This window comes from Nodosilinea sp. LEGE 06152 (assembly GCF_015207525.1).
GTDB lineage: Bacteria > Cyanobacteriota > Cyanobacteriia > Phormidesmidales > Phormidesmidaceae > Nodosilinea.
The window spans coordinates 26,885-42,723 of sequence record NZ_JADEWR010000011.1 but is presented as its reverse complement, the minus strand read 5'-3'; the positions used below and the strand labels follow the sequence as shown (position 1 = coordinate 42,723).

Annotated in this window: 13 protein-coding genes; 7 read left to right on the top strand and 6 right to left on the bottom strand. The window is 57.0% G+C overall.

Translation table 11 applies throughout. The features are described from left to right. Positions 1-476: 476 nt before the first annotated feature. The 3 genes from IQ265_RS15710 to IQ265_RS15700 form a co-directional block, all read right to left on the bottom strand. On the bottom strand, positions 477-2,360 hold the full coding sequence (locus IQ265_RS15710) for an RNase J family beta-CASP ribonuclease (RefSeq protein WP_194055258.1): 1,884 nt from the start codon (positions 2,358-2,360) through the stop codon (positions 477-479). A 413-nt stretch (positions 2,361-2,773) separates the two neighbouring features. Next, positions 2,774-3,679, bottom strand: coding sequence for a 4-hydroxy-tetrahydrodipicolinate synthase (dapA, locus tag IQ265_RS15705; RefSeq protein WP_194055257.1), 906 nt, complete (start codon positions 3,677-3,679; stop codon positions 2,774-2,776). A 95-nt stretch (positions 3,680-3,774) separates the two neighbouring features. Further along, positions 3,775-4,803: an aspartate-semialdehyde dehydrogenase gene (locus IQ265_RS15700; protein ID WP_194055254.1), complete on the bottom strand. Its 1,029-nt coding sequence runs from the start codon at positions 4,801-4,803 to the stop codon at positions 3,775-3,777. Between the two features lie 296 nt (positions 4,804-5,099). On the opposite strand from IQ265_RS15700, the gene tig reads away from it, so the two are divergent. The 5 genes from tig to bioA all read left to right on the top strand — a co-directional run bounded on the left by tig (position 5,100) and on the right by bioA (position 11,076). Beyond that, a complete protein-coding gene (gene tig, locus IQ265_RS15695; RefSeq protein ID WP_194055246.1) occupies positions 5,100-6,623 on the top strand; it encodes a trigger factor in 1,524 nt (507 codons plus the stop codon). Positions 6,624-6,849: 226 nt separating this feature from the next. After that, positions 6,850-7,533: an ATP-dependent Clp endopeptidase proteolytic subunit ClpP gene (clpP, locus tag IQ265_RS15690; protein ID WP_194055244.1), complete on the top strand. Its 684-nt coding sequence runs from the start codon at positions 6,850-6,852 to the stop codon at positions 7,531-7,533. 10 nt (positions 7,534-7,543) lie between these two features. After that, a complete protein-coding gene (gene clpX, locus IQ265_RS15685; RefSeq protein ID WP_194055242.1) occupies positions 7,544-8,884 on the top strand; it encodes an ATP-dependent protease ATP-binding subunit ClpX in 1,341 nt (446 codons plus the stop codon). Positions 8,885-8,886: 2 nt separating this feature from the next. After that, entirely contained in the window at positions 8,887-9,741 is an 855-nt protein-coding gene (locus IQ265_RS15680) for an alpha/beta hydrolase (protein ID WP_194055240.1), read from the top strand. Between the two features lie 42 nt (positions 9,742-9,783). Then, positions 9,784-11,076 carry an adenosylmethionine--8-amino-7-oxononanoate transaminase gene (gene bioA / locus IQ265_RS15675; protein WP_194055238.1) on the top strand — a complete coding sequence of 431 codons (1,293 nt, stop codon included), beginning with the start codon at positions 9,784-9,786 and terminating at the stop codon, positions 11,074-11,076. 25 nt (positions 11,077-11,101) lie between these two features. On the opposite strand, the gene IQ265_RS15670 is transcribed toward bioA, so the two are convergent. Both IQ265_RS15670 and IQ265_RS15665 read right to left on the bottom strand, forming a co-directional pair. Then, a complete protein-coding gene (locus IQ265_RS15670) occupies positions 11,102-11,995 on the bottom strand; it encodes a pirin family protein (protein WP_194055236.1) in 894 nt (297 codons plus the stop codon). Positions 11,996-12,023: 28 nt separating this feature from the next. Further along, the gene (locus IQ265_RS15665) at positions 12,024-12,596 is read right to left on the bottom strand and encodes a Uma2 family endonuclease (protein WP_194055234.1); all 573 of its coding nucleotides are present in this window, start codon (positions 12,594-12,596) and stop codon (positions 12,024-12,026) included. A 189-nt stretch (positions 12,597-12,785) separates the two neighbouring features. Here IQ265_RS15665 and IQ265_RS15660 point away from each other — a divergent pair, with 189 nt between their 5' ends. Beyond that, complete coding sequence (locus tag IQ265_RS15660) at positions 12,786-13,469, top strand: Uma2 family endonuclease (RefSeq protein WP_194055232.1); 684 nt, start codon at positions 12,786-12,788, stop codon at positions 13,467-13,469. Continuing rightward, a complete protein-coding gene (locus tag IQ265_RS15655; protein WP_194055230.1) occupies positions 13,469-14,254 on the top strand; it encodes a phytochelatin synthase family protein in 786 nt (261 codons plus the stop codon). The genes IQ265_RS15660 and IQ265_RS15655 overlap by 1 nt, the downstream gene beginning before the upstream one ends. Before the next feature lie 71 nt (positions 14,255-14,325). Here the strand turns inward: IQ265_RS15655 and IQ265_RS15650 are convergent, their stop codons facing one another. Then, positions 14,326-15,684: an 8-oxoguanine deaminase gene (locus IQ265_RS15650; protein WP_194055228.1), complete on the bottom strand. Its 1,359-nt coding sequence runs from the start codon at positions 15,682-15,684 to the stop codon at positions 14,326-14,328. Between the last annotated feature and the right edge of the window lie 155 nt (positions 15,685-15,839).

Below are 15,839 nucleotides of genomic sequence, written 5' to 3'. Positions count from 1 at the left end.
TCACCTGCCACGTCAACACCGCCACCGGGTCGTCGGAAAACTCGTTTGCAAAGGCTTTGCAATAAAGATCATTGCGACACCGCAACGAACTTCTGCTTCCTAAGGGCATGCACAGATCACTCAACTCGCTGGGCGACTGTGGGAATTCTTGTTCGTATTGGATCTCGTTTGCGCTAGATCTGCTTGGGTAAACCGCACAAGCTGAACAAAAATTCTGACAGAAGCCTTGAGCGCTAAGGATGTGTAGCTGCTTAAGACACTTGCTATGCACCTTTGCTCAGGTACATCAGCTCCTGCTGTGTGCATTATAGCGCCCGGCAGAAGCAGCAACATGATATTGCGTACCTTTTTACCACAAGTATGCAAAATCTGCACCCGCAATGTCGGTTTACACGGCGCAGGCGATCGCTCAGTAAGCAAAAAGGGAGGGGCGATCGCAGCCGCGATCGCCCCTCCCTTTTAATATCTAAACCGTCTTAGGATGCCGACGCTGCCGTGGCTCGGGTGCGAGTGCGGCGCTCGGTCACCACAACTTCGGGCTCGAGTTCTGCTTTGGGCTGGGGCTCTGCTTTGGCCTTTGGTTCAGCCTTGGGCTTCGACTGGGCCCTGGGTTTGGGCTCGGCCTGGGGCTGCGATTGCACTGAGCCTTCTACACCAGCTCCCTGAATCAGCAAAATTAGCATGGGGTCGCGCTTGTCTAGCTCGCGCCGTACCAAGCGGCGCAGATCTTGATCGAGGGCGGCTTTGAGGGCATCGAGGTCGAGGGTCGCTTTGCCGTTGCCGTTAGACACCACCAGCTCAGCGCCACGGCTAGATAGCACCTGGGCAATGATTTGCTTCACCTGGCCCTGGAACCGCTCCTGGGAAATTGACTGAGCTACCCCACGAATCTGCACGATGGGGTCGGCCACCAGCTTGCCGTTGTTGCCTACGGTGGCAGCAATGGTAACGACGCCGTCTTCTGCCAGCTGCTGCCGCTCCTTGAGCACGTCGCGGCCCACGACCCCGACGCGGGAGGCATCGACCAGCTCAATGCCCGAGGGCACCTGCCCGGCAATGCGAATGCCCGCTGGGTTGACCTCAACAATGTCGCCGTTGTTGATGATCACCATATTCTCAGCGGGCACGCCCATGCTCTGAGCCGTTTCGGAGTGCTTGACCAGCATGCGGTGCTCGCCGTGCACTGGCAGAAAATACTTGGGCCGGGTGAGGGCCAGCATCAGCTTTTGGTCTTCCTGAGCACCGTGGCCGGAGACGTGAATGCCCTTGTCTTTGCCATAGACCACCTTGGCCCCGCGCATCATCAGCTTGTCGATGGTGTTGACTACCGAGATCGTGTTGCCTGGGATGGGGTTGGCGGAGAAGACGACAGTGTCGCCTTTTTTGACCTTGAGCTGCCGGTGGGAGTCATCGGCAATGCGGGTGAGGGCCGCCATCGGCTCACCCTGGGAGCCGGTGGTCAAAATCAGCACGTTCTCATCGGCGGTGTGGCTGAGGGATTTGAGCGGCAAAAACAGACTCTCGGGACACTTGATGTAGCCCAGGTCACGGGCGTGGGCAATCACGTTGAGCATGGAGCGCCCCACCACAAACACCTTGCGGTTGTGCTTTTGGGCCAGTTCCAGAATCATGTTGACCCGGTGCACCGACGACGAAAAGGTAGTGACAATCAGGCGACCTTCGGCTTTGCTGAACTCGCGATCGAGGTTAGGGAACACCGATCGCTCTGAGGGGGTGTGACCGGGCACTTCAGAGTTGGTGGAGTCGCTAACCAAGCAAAGCACGCCCTTTTCGCCCGCCTCCGCTAGCTTTTGAATGTCAAAGGTTTCGCCGTCAACTGGAGTGTGGTCAAACTTAAAGTCGCCCGTGTGGATCACGATGCCCACGGGGGTGTGAATGATCACCGAGCAGCTGTCGGCAATGGAGTGGGTATTGCGAATGTACTCAACTAGGAAGGAGTTGCCCACCCGCACGGTTTCACGGGGGCGCACCTGCCGCAGCTCGGTGCGATCGCTCATGCCCGCTTCCTCCAGCTTGCCCTCCAGCAGCGCCATCGCTAGACGAGGGCCGTAGATCACCGGAATGTCGAACTGCTTGAGGTGAAAGGCAATGCCACCGATGTGGTCTTCGTGACCGTGGGTGACAATCATGCCCTTAATTTTGTGGCGATTTTCCCGCAGGTAGGTCACGTCGGGCAGCACAATATTAACCCCGTGCATTCCATCGGTGGGGAAGGCTAACCCGGCATCGAGCAGCATAATTTCGTCGTTGATCTCGAAGACGCAGGTGTTCTTGCCGATCTCATGCAGCCCCCCCAGAGGAATGATTTTCAGGGCGTTATTGGCAGAATTTGAAGTCATAAATCTCGTCAGTAAACAATCGTTGTGAAAAATTTGAAAAAGTAACGAATGGTATCTAATGCTCAACCGCGCGCAGCCTTCATCAAGGGCGCAAAAGCTCATCGGGTGCGGCCGTTATCTCACCAGCAGGCCGCACGGATGAGGCACTAGGCGTTGGTAGTAGCAGTGATAGGAACCGTTGAGGCCCAGGTCGATGTCGCAACATCGGCAGATAGAGCAGCGAGGGCCATAGACAGTACAGATAAATCCATAGATAACGTCACACAGATAGAGAGGACAAACGGGTTATTCAGTTGTTAGAAAGCTAGGAGAAACAGGCTTACCTGGGAGGGCTTAATTTAAGGGCTCTTTTTGAAATACCCTACGGGTTACCTAAAGGGAGCAGCGGCCCGCACTGGGGTTACCCGCCTGCCCTAGTGGTTTGGGGCTAAGACACCCTGGGCAGAGAGTTGCTGAAGCACCCCTGCGATCGCAATACTCACCGACTCATCGGGCATGCACAGAGGCGATCGCACCGCGCCCACCGGCCAGCCTTGCTGAGCCAACGCTACCTTAAGCGGTACCGGGTTAGTGGTCAAAAACAATACCTTAAACAAAGGCAACAGCTGCAAATGAATTTCAGTGGCCAAACGGGTCTTGCCCGCTTCGTAGGCCTGCACCATGCTTTGAATTTGAGGGCCAACCAGGTGACTGGCCACACTCACCACTCCACAGCCGCCCACAGCAAGCACCGGCAGAGTCAATGAATCGTCCCCGGAGTAGATGCCAAACTCAGCAGGGGTATGATAGCGAACCTGACTAGCGTGATCTAAACTTCCACTGGCCTCCTTAATCGCCACTATATTCGATATTTCGGCTAAGCGGGCAGTGGTCTCTACCGCCAGGGCACAACCGGTTCGTCCCGGAATGTTGTACAGCATGAGGGGCAGATCGGGAACCGCTGCCGCAATCTGACTGAAATGCTGGTAGAGCCCATCCTGGGAGGGCTTGTTGTAGTAAGGCACTACCTGTAGCGACCCGTCTAGACCCAGGTCACCCGCGTGGCGGGTAGCCTCAATGGCCTCTGAGGTAGAGTTAGACCCCGTGCCCGCAATCACCTTAGCCCGACCCGCCACGGCCTCTTTAACGACCTTGTAAAGCTGGTATTCCTCCTGCCAGCTCAGCGTAGGCGACTCACCGGTAGTACCGCACACTACCAGCCCGTCGCTGCCGTTGCTCACTAAATAGTCGGCCAGGCGCTCGGCTACGGCATAGTCTACGGTGCCATCTTCAGAAAATGGCGTCACCATTGCCGTTAGCACTTTGCCAAAATACGTCACCCGAATGCCTTACGTCCTACGAAGTCTATATGTTGAAGCCCAACGTCCTTGAGATTATACCAAGTTCGCTCCTGTAGGGCTGACCCTGGGAAAGATTAGTGGCTAGCGCCCACCGCCTGGGGGACCAACAGCAGTTCTGCAATCTGAACGGCGTTGAGCGCTGCCCCCTTGCGAATCTGGTCGCCGCTGAGCCACAGCTCTAGCGCGTTGGGGTTAGAGATATCTTGGCGAATGCGGCCCACCAGCACATCGTCCTGACCGCTGGCCTCCAGGGGCATGGGGAAGTAGTTACGACCCCAGTCTTCGACCACCTTAACTCCCGGAGCTTTGGCCAGTAACGCCTTAGCATCTTGGGGCAAAAAAGGTGCCTCAAACTCAATATTAACCGCTTCGGAGTGGGCCCGCAGTACGGGAACCCTCACACAGGTCGCCGAAATTTTTAGGTCAGCAGCGCCAAAAATTTTGCGAGTTTCGTTCACCATCTTCATTTCTTCCTGGCAGTAGCCCTGCTCGTTGAGTGGCGAGTTGTGGGGAAACAGGTTAAACGCCAGGGGATAGGGAAACGCCTCCATCACCGGCTCTTCGCCAGCCAGAATGGCGCGGGCCTGCTGTTTGACCTCCTCCATAGCGCGGGCACCGGCTCCGCTAGCCGATTGGTAAGTGGCCACTACCAGCCGCCGCACGGGCTGCACCAGGTGCAGCGGCCACACGGCTAGAGCCATCAGAATGGTAGTGCAGTTGGGGTTGGCGATAATGCCCTGGTGGGTCTGAGCCGCCTCGGGGTTAACCTCAGGCACAACCAGGGGAACGGTAGGATCCATTCGGTAGGCGCTGGAGTTGTCGATACAGACGGCCCCGGCCGCTACCGCTTTAGGTAGCCACTGCTGGGAAACCGATCCGCCCGCCGACGCCAGCACCAGATCAATGCCGTCGAACGAGTTTTCGCCCAGCACCTGGACCGGAAGCTCTTCGCCTTGAAAAGTCAGCGTTGTGCCCGCCGATCGGGGCGAAGCCAGCAGAGTTAGGTCTTTGAGCGGGAACGATCGCTGCTCTAGCAGCGCCAGCAGTTCTGCCCCTACAGCCCCCGTGGCTCCTAAAACCGCGACTCTTAACCCGTTCGACACAGCGCTACCTCATTGATTTTCAAAACGTATTGACATCAGCCGATATTAGCACTTTGGCTTGGCTCCCCCAATAACCCTGCGCTCCAGGTGAAATATAAGGAAAAACAAAACGTTCGGGCCAGGACCGTCCAATACCCGTACCCCTACCGCTAGGGGGCTGTCAGCCTAGGATTGTGGACTAAAACCAAGGAATGTTCCTCAGGTCATAGCGATAGAGTATGCTTATAAATTGCGTCAAAAGTTCTCCAGGCCACTTTGGAGCGTGCGCAGTCGCCGTCTAGTTAGCAAAAGGCCCCATGAAAGTTACCCAGGAAGTACTGCCCGACAGCCAGGTAGGACTAGAAATTGAAGTTCCCGCCGATCTGTCTCAAAAAACCTACGATCAGGTGTTGAGTAAGATGATGCGGACGGTCAACGTACCGGGCTTTCGCAAGGGCAAAGTGCCCAAGCAGGTCTTTTTACAGCGGGTAGGGGTGCCTCAGTTCAAGGCGGCAGTGCTAGAAGAACTGGTGCAGAACGCTGTCGACAAGGCGATCGCCCAGGAAGAAATCGATGCGATCGGCAACTACCAGCTCAAAACCTCCTTTGAGGACTTGATTGGGGCCTACGAACCGGGCCAGCCAATTACCATTCAGGCCTCTGTCGATGTACCACCCCGCGTCACTCTGAAGCAGTACAAGGGGCTATCGGTGCAGGCCGAAGAGATTTTGCCCGACCCTGAACGAGTTGATGCCACCCTGAGCCAGTACCAAAACAACCTGGCCACTCTGGTACCCATCGAAGATCGACCCGCTCAGTCTGGGGATGTGGCTGTTATCGACTTTGTGGGCAAGGTTCAAAACGACAGCGGTGAGTTTGAGGAGTTTCAGGGCGGTTCAGGCACTGACTTCCAGGTCGAGCTAGAGGAAGGGCGCTTTATTCCCGGGTTTGTCGAGGGCATTATCGGGATGGCTCTAGAGGAATCAAAAGACGTCGAAGTTCCCTTCCCTGACGACTATTCTCAGACAGAACTGGCGGGCAAACCTGCCGTATTTTCCATCACTCTGAAGGAAATTAAAGAAAAAGAGCTGCCCGAGCTTGACGACGACTTTGCTCAGGAAATTAGTGAATTTGAAACCATTGAAGCCCTGCGAGCATCGCTGACCGAGCGCTACGAGGAAGAAGCGGCGGAGAAAACCAAAGCCAACAAAGACGCTGCTTTGATCGAAGCCCTAGTCGAGCACCTGGAGGCCGAAATTCCCAATACGCTGGTGCAGAAAGAAGTAGACTTTCTGCTCACGCAAACCATCATGCAGCTCAGCCGTCAGGGCATTGACGTCAACAAAATGCTGACCCGTGAGCTGGTCGATGGTATGCGCCAGCGCACTCGTCCCGAGGCGATCGATCGCCTCAACCGCACCCTGGCTTTGGGTGAAGTCGCCAAGCAGGAGGGCATTCAAATTGAAGAGGAGGCCCTGAAGGAAAAGATTAAAGAGGCCATGGCTACGGTAGAAGACCCCAGCCAGATCGATCCCGATCGCCTCAAGCAGGTGCTCACCGAAGAGCTGCTGCAGGAACAAATTCTGGCCTGGCTGGAGGAAAACAATACCGTTGAGCTGGTGCCCGAAGGCAGCCTGCAAACCGAAGCCGCTGAGGAAGCCGGAGCTGAACAAGCCGAGGCCCTTGACCAGGAAACCGGAGCCGCTGGGACTGCGACCATAGATGTTGCGGCCACCGAAGCCAGCGAGGACGTCGAAGATGCCGAAGACGAAGCTACTGAAGACGCTGAAGAACCGGCTAAAAAAACGTCTAAAGGCAAGAAGTCTGGTAAAGGTAGCTAGGGGTCAAATTGCTGGGATTACTTAGGGTGGGTAGTTTGCGGAGCCAACTGTAGGGCCGACTGGGGGGAACCCACCCCGTGAACCCAAAAATTTGGGGCATAATGTCGATTAGGCCGACCAGTCGTTCGTTAAGCGAGTCGCGCCTGGTTGGTTTAGCCCAAGTTCGGATCTTGGCGCTGCTGTAAAGCAATATCCTTAAACTCTTGAAATCTCGCCCAAACCCACTATGATTGCATCGAACCCTTTGAGTAGCCCGATTTTGAGCTTGAGCCAGTCTGCCCTGCACACTAACCAGGTTCGCAGCATGCTGCCCGTTGTCGTAGAGCAATCGGGGCGAGGTGAACGGGCCTTTGACATTTACTCTCGCCTGCTGCGGGAAAGAATTGTGTTTTTGGGCACCCCGGTTACTGACGAAGTCGCCGACTCGATCGTGGCGCAGCTGCTTTACCTCGATGCCGAAGAGCCTGAGAAAGATGTGCAGCTTTACATCAATTCTCCTGGAGGTTCGGTGACGGCGGGTATGGCCATCTACGATACCATGCAGCAAATTCGTCCTGATGTGGTCACGATTTGCTTTGGCCTGGCGGCCAGCATGGGGGCCTTCCTGCTGTGCGCGGGGGCTAAGGGCAAGCGGCTGTCGCTGCCCAGCTCTCGAATTATGATTCACCAGCCCTTAGGTGGTGCCCAGGGGCAGGCGGTGGATATTGAGATCCAGGCGCGGGAGATTCTCTATCACAAGACCCGCCTCAACGAACTCATTGCTCACCACACGGGGCAACCCATCGATCGCATCGAGACCGATACCGAGCGCGACTTCTACATGTCTGCTGCCGAGGCCAAAGACTACGGGATCATTGACGATGTTGTAGAGAGACAAACGCTCTCGGCCGCTATGACTGCACTCAACTAGGGCCATTTTTATGTCTAAGTACGACTCCCATTTAAAGTGCTCGTTTTGCGGTAAGTCTCAGGAGCAGGTGCGCAAGCTGATTGCGGGGCCGGGAGTCTACATCTGTGACGAGTGCGTTGACCTGTGCAATGAGATCTTAGACGAGGAGCTGTTTGACTCGGGCACCGCGATCGCCCAGCCGGTGCCCCGCCGCGATACTCCCGCTGCCGATCGCCCCAAAACCGCTCCCGCTATCTCCCTCAGTCAGATTCCTAAGCCCCGCGAAATCAAGAACTACCTTGATGAGCACGTAATCGGCCAAAATGAGGCCAAGAAAGTGCTCTCTGTAGCGGTGTATAACCACTACAAGCGGCTCAGTTACCTGCAGGGGGCCGAGGGCGAAGCTCCCGAAGACATTATTGAGTTGCAAAAGTCGAATATTCTGCTGATTGGCCCCACAGGCTGTGGTAAAACCCTGCTGGCCCAAACCCTGGCCCGCATTTTGGAAGTGCCCTTTGCGGTAGCCGATGCCACTACTCTTACTGAGGCGGGCTACGTGGGCGAGGATGTGGAGAACATTCTTCTGCGGCTGCTCCAGGTGGCCGACCTGGATGTAGAAGAAGCTCAGCGGGGCATTATCTACATCGACGAAATCGACAAGATTGCTCGCAAGAGCGAAAATCCCTCCATTACCCGCGACGTGTCAGGCGAGGGCGTTCAGCAGGCGCTGCTGAAAATGCTGGAGGGTACGGTGGCCAACGTGCCGCCCCAGGGTGGCCGCAAGCATCCTTACCAAGACTGCATCCAAATCGACACCAGCAATATTCTGTTTATCTGCGGCGGGGCCTTTGTAGGGCTCGAGAAAATTGTTGAGCAACGGATTGGGAAAAAGTCGATTGGCTTTGTGCAGCCCGGTGAAGGGCAGTTTTCGCGCGAGAAGCGCACCGCTGACGTGCTGCGCCATTTAGAACCCGACGACCTGGTCAAATTTGGCCTGATTCCTGAGTTCATTGGCCGGATTCCAGCCACATCAGTAGTCGATCCGCTCGACGAAGAGTCGCTAATGGCGATTTTGACCGAGCCGAAGAACGCGCTAGTGAAGCAGTTCCAGAAGCTGATGCGGATGGACAATGTGCAGCTAGAGTTTAAGTCGGATGCGCTGCGGGCGATCGCCCGAGAAGCTTACCGCCGCAAAACCGGCGCTCGCGCCCTGCGCGGCATCATCGAAGAGCTAATGCTCGACATTATGTACGAGCTGCCCTCCCGCAAAGACCTGAAGCGCTGCACGATTACCCGTGAAATGGTAGAACAGCGGTCTACCGCTGACCTGCTGGTGCACCCCTCTTCGATGCCTAAGCCCGAATCTGCTTAGCCATGCCCTACGTTGAAGTCAACCAAGTTAACCACTACTACGAGTGGGTGGGCACCGATACCCCACGCGACCCGTCATCTCCTAAGCCCGTTATGGTGTTTATCCACGGCTGGGCTGGGTCGGCCCGTTACTGGCAGAGTACGGCGGCAGCTTTGGCCGATCGCTACGACTGTTTGCTGTACGATATGCGCGGCTTTGGGCGATCGCGCCTCGCTCCCGATCAGCAGGAGGCTGCTGTAGCCCGAGGCTACGAGCTAGACACCTACGCCGACGATTTGGCTGAGCTTCTGAAGGCTTTGAACCTGCCCAAGGTTTCTATCAACGCCCACTCCATGGGCGCATCGGTGGCGGTGTACTTTTTGAACCAGTATGCGGAGCTGTGCGATCGCGCCATCTTGACCTGCAACGGCGTTTTTGAGTACGACAAAGCGGCCTTTGATGCGTTTTACAAGTTTGGCGGCTACGTGGTGGCCTTTCGGCCCAAGTGGCTGGCAAAAATCCCGCTGGCCCCGCGCTTTTTTATGGCCCGGTTCCTCAGCCGCCCTATTCCCAAAGCCGAGAAGGTGGCCTTTTTAGAAGACTTCTTAAATGCCGACTATGCCACGGCCCTAGGAACGATCTTTACCTCAGTGAGCGAAAAAGCCACCCAGGTGATGCCTGTGGAGTTTGCCAAAATCTCCGTGCCAACGCTGCTGGTCTCGGGCGAGTTCGACAAAATTACTCCGGCGGATCTGGGACGTAAGGCAGCGGAGATGAATCCTAAAATTGACTATGCCCTGGTGAAGAACACTGGGCACTTTCCGATGCTGGAAGACCCAGAAACCTATTTGGGGTACGTTAACAAGTTTCTGGCTTAGACTCTCTACGGTGCACTGCTTCGCGAGTGCACCCTACGTCCTATGGATGCGCTGCCAATTGATGACCTGCTGGCCCTCGATCGCCGCCATGTCTGGCATCCCTACGCGGCGATGCCGGGTACAGGGCCAGTGTTTCCGGTGCGATCGGCCCAGGGAGTGCATCTGGAGCTAGAGACGGGGGAGCAGCTGGTCGATGGCATGTCGTCGTGGTGGACCTGCATTCACGGGTACAACCACCCCCGGCTGAACCAGGCTGCCCAAGAGCAGATGGGCCGCATGAGCCACGTCATGTTTGGGGGATTGACCCACCAACCAGCGGTGCAGCTCGCTCACAAGCTGGTGCAGATGACGCCGGAGCCCTTGCAGCACGTTTTCTTCTGCGATTCGGGGTCGGTGGCGGTAGAAGTGGCTATGAAGCTGGCGATCCAGTACTGGCACAACCGGGGCGAACCACAAAAGCAGCACTTTTTGACCCTGCGCAACGGCTACCACGGCGACACCTTTGCGGCAATGGCGGTGTGTGACCCGGTTAACGGCATGCACCATCTGTTTCGCCGCAGCCTGGTAGAACAGTACTTTGCCGCTGCGCCCCAAGTTCCCTTCGAAGGGGTGTGGGAGGAGAGGGACATCGCCAGCTTTGAGGCCATTCTGGAGCGCGATCACGGCGAAATTGCTGCCGCCGTCTTTGAGCCGGTGGTGCAGGGGGCGGGGGGTATGCGGGTTTATAGCCCCCAGTACGTGCGGCGGGCGCGGGAGCTGTGCGATCGCTACAATGTTCTGCTAATTCTCGACGAAATTGCTACAGGCTTTGGCCGCACCGGCAAGCTGTTTGCCTGCGAATATGCTGGCATTAGCCCTGACATTCTGTGCGTTGGCAAAGCGCTGACCGGAGGCTTTATGTCGCTGGCGGCAACGCTGACCACCAGCCACATCAGCGAAACCTTTGCCCAGGGGGAAGCCGGGGTATTTATGCACGGCCCTACCTTTATGGGCAACCCGCTGGCCTGCGCGGTGGCGCTGGAGAACCTGTACCTGCTAGAGAGCTACGACTGGGCCGCCAGGGTATTTGCCATTGAAGCTCAGCTCAAGCAGGAGCTAGCCCCCTGCCGCGACCTGCCAGCGGTGAGGGATGTGCGAGTGCTGGGGGCGATCGGCGTGGTAGAACTGCACAACCCGGTAGATATGGCGGTGGTGCAGCCTCAGTTTGTAGCCCAGGGCGTATGGCTGCGCCCCTTTGGCCAACTGATTTACACCATGCCGCCTTACATTATTGAGCCACCGCAGCTAGGGCAAATTACTGGCGCTATCCACAGTGTTGTAGCTGCGCTTGCCTAGGGGCGATCGCGTTTGTCGGTTGCGTCTACCTAACAAGCGCCCCCATCTTGCCATTCTGGTAGTCGGCCACGGCCTGATAAATTTCCTCAGTGGTATTCATCACAAAGGGACCGTGGCCGACAATCGGTTCGTCGATGGGTTCACCAGAGAGCAGCAGGGCAGTGGTGTCTTGCAGAGGCTCGAAGGTAAGGACGGTACCAGCAGGGTCAAAAATGCCGATTTCTGCCTCAGCGATGGGCTCTGAGTCGCCCACCCGTACCGATCCTTTCAGCACTACTAGAAGCGTGGTGTGGCCCTCAGGGACAGTCAGGTTAACCTGCTTGCCCCCCGTCAACCGCAGATCCCACATGTTAATCGGCGTAAAGGTTTGGGCTGGTCCTGGCGCGCCCTCAAATTCCCCGGCAATCACCCGCAGGCTGCCTTGACCATCGGGTAGCTCGACTACGGGGATTTGGTCAGCGGTGATGCCCTGGTAGCGGGGCAGGGCCATTTTGTCTTTGGCGGGCAGATTGACCCACAGCTGCACCATCTCAAAGGGGCCGCCATGCTTTGCAAAGTTCGGCCCGTGGAATTCTTCGTGAACTAGACCTGCCGCCGCCGTCATCCACTGCACATCCCCAGGGCCAATGATACCGCCGCCGCCAGCCGAGTCGCGGTGCTCAACCTCGCCGTCGTAGACAATGGTGACGGTTTCAAAACCTCGGTGGGGATGCTCACCCACGCCGCGCCGCGCGGTAGTCGCCGGAAAAGTGGCCGGTCCGGCATAGTCGAGCAGCAAAAAGGGGCTGATAGTTTGGCCCAGGCTGTTGTAGGCCAGCAGCGTGCGTACCGGAAAGCCATCGCCTACCCAGTGGCGACCTTGGGTGCGCTGAATGCTGTGCAGGGTTTTGGCGGTGCTGGACTGGTTTAGGGTCGGCATAGTAGCGGTCTAGCTGGTTGGGTAACGGTTACAAGAGCTGGCTGAGGTTGTCGTAGAGGGCTTCTATCTCACAAGCAAACCCAATACTGGCAAATTCAACCGTGCTCCCTTCCTGATAATTGTAGGGAATCCACAGGGTGTCTGACTTGCGCTGAAATCGCTCGACCAACACCTGCTTTTGATGAATGAGAACGTACTCTACAAACGCTGGATTCGATTTATAGTCAGCAAATTTATCTCCCCGGTCAAAAGCTTCTGTCGAATCTGACAAAACTTCGATGATGAGCTTGGGATGCACAACGAAGTCTTCATCGGAGCGGAGGTCGCGATCGTCATAGGTAACCGCTAGGTCAGGATAGTAGAACACCTCTAGGGCAGGCAATTTCACCTTCATGTCGGTGACATAGGCAATGCAATCGGTGCCGCGCAGGTGGTTGACCAACAGAGCCGAGAGGTTGCCCGTAATGATGACGTGCGCTTTGCTGGCTTCAGCCATCGCCACCATCTGACCCTGAAGGTATTCGTGCTTGATGGGGCTGATGTGCTCAAGCTGAAGGTATTCTTCAGCAGTAAAGTAGGCATGGCTCTTGCTAACGGTCATTAAGTGAAGCTTTTATCGCTAGCGGTAGGTTTATATCCAGCTCTGTATTAATAATAGCGACGTTCTGCTTCAGTACTTTCGACCAGCTTCTGAACCCGCAGCCCTATCGCTGTCCCGTAGGTTCTCTAGCGTTGAGATAGAACTATCCGGCTATGGCTTACATTGGTCATTAAGGATTGGGCTAAACCTATGACCGCGACGTCTTCGGCAAAAACTGCTTCGCAAATTCCTCAAGACCAGTGGTATCGGGCGACCTGGGCCGACTATGTGGCGCTGCGCGATCGCCCCAGCCCCGATCGCATAAAACTAGCCTTTAACGAAGGATGGCTGTGGGTCACGATGGGTGCAGAAGGTATTAGCCACGCGGCAGTCAGCGATTTATTCACCAGTTTGCTTTTCTTCTGGGCTATTCAGCACCCCAATCAAGCATTCAGTTCCTTGGGGCGGTGCTTGCTAGAACGGGCTGAAGTGCGGGCCAGTGCGCCCGACCTCGTCTTGTATGTTGGCGCTGACTATCCCCAGTGGCAGCCGGAGGAGCCGCGCCAGATTGACTTAGACCAGACCCGAGTGCCCGACCTGGTGGGCGAAATTTCTGACATCACCCTGGCCAGTGACTTGGACGAGAAAAAGCACCTCTATGCCGCCCTCGGCGTTCCTGAATATTGGGTGGTAGATGTGCGGGGACAGCGAGTGTTTGCCTTTTTGCTGCAAGAGAATGGTGAGTACCTGATTTGCGACACCTCCCAGGCGCTAGCTGGTTTGCCTATCGCCCTGCTGGATGAGACCCTGCAAAAGCTAGCTCAGGGCACCAATACCAGTGCGGCGGCGTGGCTGAGCCAGCAGATGACAACCCTGAGCAAGGAGCAGCCGTGATGAGATCTGAATTCGTCCTCTCGGGCCGGTCTCTAGCTGTTTTTCGTCGCTCTAAAATCACTGCTCTGCTGATGGCGACCATGGGGCTCACCCTCGTCGCCCGGCCGCTGGCTTCCCAAACATTGCCCCTGCCCGACCATCTAACTCCGTTGACCTCGGCAGAGGGTCAGGTCTTGCTGCGCGACAGTGAGGCGCTGGCGGACTATGTACCGCTGACCGCTCAGTTTGTGACTCAGATCAATCAGGCCTTTTGCGGGGTGGCGAGTATGGCCATGGTGCTGAATGCGTTGGGGGTTCCGGCTCCGCTGGCTCCGCAGTGGGAGCAGAATTACTTTACTCAGGAGAATCTGTTCAACGAGCAGACGGAGGCGATTATCGGTCAGGATGCGATCGCCCGCCAGGGACTGACTCTAGCCGAACTGGCTGGCATTCTTGAAACCTATCCGGTCAGCGCTGAAATCCATCACGGCAGCGATGTGAGTCTAGAGGAGTTTCGATCGCTGATTCGCACCAATCTCGAAACTCCAGGCAACTACGTGCTGATCAACTACCTGCGCCGCGCGATCGGGCAGGAGCGGGGCGGCCACATTTCGCCCCTAGCGGCCTACGATGCCGATACCGACCAGTTCTTGATTCTGGATGTGTCGCGCTACAAGTACCCGCCCGTGTGGGTGCAGGCGGAAACCCTGTGGGAGTCGATCAATACAACGGATTCGGTTTCGGGCAAGACGCGAGGGTTCCTGCTGATTGAGGCACGGTGGAGCAGACTCCAGGGTTCTACTTGACATCCCCAAAGATAATTGGCTTATCTATGAGGAACCCTGGGGTCTAACCCTAGGGAACCGATGCTCTCGGACTAAGAGGCGAGCGATCGCGCCGTCGCCCCATGCTTCTCCAGCACCACAGGCAGATCCAGCGTTAGCAGACCTTCAGGATTCAACACCTCTCGACCGTGGATAAAGCTGTAGTCCACGCGATCGACTATGCAGAAAATTAGCGCGGCTACCGGGTCGTAGGCAGTGCCGGAAAGGGCGAGGCGATCGAGGTTGATACTGACAAAATCCGCTGCCATACCGGGAGCCAGGTAGCCAATGTCAGTACGGCCCAGCACCTTCGCTCCGCCCCGAGTAGCGATCTCCAAAGCTTCGCGGGCGGTGAGAGCACCGGCATCTTCTTCTCGCACCCGTGCCATCAGAAAAGCCTGACGTGCCTCGGCCAGCAGGTGGCTGCTGTCGTTAGAGGCCGACCCATCCACCCCCAAGCCCACAGGCACGCTATGATCCAGCATTTTGCGGATTGGGGCCATACCGCTGGCCAGGCGCATGTTGCTACAGGGGCAGTGGGCCACCCCGGTGCCCGTTTGGCCAAAGCTGTGGATGACCCTGTCGTCGAGCTTGACGCAGTGGGCGTGCCACACATCTTCCCCTAGCCAGCCTACGGAGGCGGCGTAGTCGCCGGGGGTAAGGCCAAAGGTGTCGAGGCTGTAGGTAACGTCGGAGTTGTTCTCAGCCAAGTGGGTGTGCAGCCGCACGCCGGGGTAAGACCGGGCCAAAGCCGCCGACTCGCGCATTAAGTCAGTAGACACGCTAAAAGGTGAGCAGGGGGCCAGGGTAATACGCACCAGAGCGTAGGGGTCGTTGTCGTGGTACTGCTCGATCAGCCGCTGGGAGTCTTTGAGAATATCGGCCTCGGCCTCCACGAGCGAGTCGGGGGGTAAACCGCCTTTGCTCTCGCCCACGCTCATGCTGCCCCGACTGGCGTGGAACCGTAGCCCGGTTTGGCGCACCGCTTCAATTTCATCGTCAAGGGTACAGCCGTTGGGAAAAAGGTAGAGGTGGTCGCTGGCGGTGGTGCAGCCCGAGTAGATTAGCTCGGCGGCGGCAACCTGGGCGCTGAGGCGAATGGCTTCGGGGGTGAGCTGCTGCCACAGCGGGTAGAGCGCGCCGAGCCAGTTGAACAGAGCTGAGTTCTGCGCCCCCGGCACCACCCGGGTGAGAGTCTGAAAGAAGTGGTGATGGGTGTTGACCAGACCGGGGAGGACGAGGTGGCGATCGCCCAAATCCAGCACCCGATCGGCCGTTTGAGGAAGTGCCGCCGTGGTGCCTACCTGCACGATGATGTGATCGCGAACGAACAGTGCCCCCGATTGAATCTCGCGCCGCTGGTCATCCATTGTGACCAGGGTGTGGATATTTTTGACCAGCAGAGTGGGCACAGGTGGTTGGCTCCGCGACGCAGCGTTAGCACGGGACTATAGCAGGTTGCTGGCTGGTGCTAATGTTTTCCCTTAAGCAAATTTAGATTTTGGATAGGCGAGACCGTATTGGCCCAGCCACCCTAAAGTAATCGCTGGGCATAGTGGCGGCGGCT